At 33.4% G+C, this 1301-nt stretch carries 2 protein-coding genes; both read right to left on the reverse strand.

What is annotated here, in order from left to right:
* Positions 1-39: 39 nt before the first annotated feature.
* Entirely contained in the window at positions 40-891 is an 852-nt protein-coding gene (locus tag RH81_RS16065) for an IS3 family transposase (RefSeq protein WP_033962396.1), read from the reverse strand.
* Positions 891-1262 carry a transposase gene (locus tag RH81_RS16070; RefSeq protein WP_033962397.1) on the reverse strand — a complete coding sequence of 124 codons (372 nt, stop codon included), beginning with the start codon at positions 1260-1262 and terminating at the stop codon, positions 891-893. Before RH81_RS16070 ends, RH81_RS16065 begins: the two co-directional genes overlap by 1 nt.
* Between the last annotated feature and the right edge of the window lie 39 nt (positions 1263-1301).

Raw genomic sequence — 1301 nt, forward strand, 5'->3', positions numbered from 1 at the left:
TGTCTTGTCCTGAAATATGGCTACAGGTTAAAATTGATTTTACGCTGTTTTTAAATATACCATATTAGGTGTTTTATAGTCTAAAGATAAATGTAATCTTATTTCGTTGTACAAATTAATTGCATTTTTTGTTGCTCTTTTTGCGTGAGCCACGTTTGCAAAGGTCTGGTCGAGATAGAATTCATCTTTTAAAATCCCATTTACACGTTCAGCCATTGCGTTTTCGTAGCAATGATTTTCTTCTGTCATACTAATGTTTATCTTTTTCCTTTTTAATATTTGTGTGTATACATTACTACAATATTGTATTCCTCTATCAGAATGATGTATGAGTCCACTAATGTTTTTAGCTTGATAAATAGCTTTATTAAGGGCTCTTACGCATCCATTTAGTTCCAAGCTGTCACTCAGGTCATAACCGACTATTTTACGAGAATACATATCTGTAATAAGTGCCAGGTAGCAAAAGCCTTTTACGGTTCTGATGTATGTGATATCCGATGCCCAAACTTGATTGGGTCTATTGATTTCAATGTCCTTTATGATGTTGCTATACTTATAAAAGCGATGGTGTGAGTTGGTTGTCCTCATCCTATATTTCTTTCTAAGCGTTAGCATTTGATGCTTTCTAAGCACATTAAATAAAGTATCTCTACCAACTTTTAGATTGGCTTTGGTGAACTCGTTATATAATGATTTTTTGAGTTTACGTACACCTTCTCTAGGAAGGGATTTGCGTCTTTGCCTAACTATTTTTATAATCTGTTGTTCACGTTCCAAACGTGTGTCATCTCTATTTTTAAACTTGTAATAGGCATCACGTTTTAGTCCAAAACACCCAGTTATAGTAACCAGAGTAGCAAATCCCTTAGATTTCTCTTTAGCTTTGATTAAGGCTTTATACTTAACTTTTTTTTTAGTTCAGCAATAGATTTGTAGCCTAGATCTTCTGCTGCTACTTCTAGATAGGATTCTTCTACCATAGCATCGAGATCCTTTTTAAGTAGTAGTTTTTTAAGTTGCTCAATCTCTTTTTGAAGTGCTTTAATTCTAGATATTTCGTCTTTGGTTTCCACTTTTACTCTGGTGTTCATTAAGTCTTTACGATTGTACTTTTTAATCCATACATTCACTGTTGTAGGTGCTATGGAATAGAGTTTACAAAGCTCACTTTTTGTGTGCTTTCCTGTACTGAGTTCTGCTAAGATTTTTAATTTAAAAGGTTCACTGTAACGTCTAATTACTTTGTCATTTTTGTACATAATGTTTGAAATTATGTAGCCTTATTTCAGGACGGGTCA

This window comes from Psychroserpens jangbogonensis (assembly GCF_000797465.1).
GTDB lineage: Bacteria > Bacteroidota > Bacteroidia > Flavobacteriales > Flavobacteriaceae > Psychroserpens > Psychroserpens jangbogonensis.

Coding starts and splice junctions, on each gene's coding strand:
- RH81_RS16070 (WP_033962397.1), bottom strand. CDS start 1,262: ATGTACAAAAATGACAAAGTAATTAGACGTTACAGTGAACCTTTTAAA.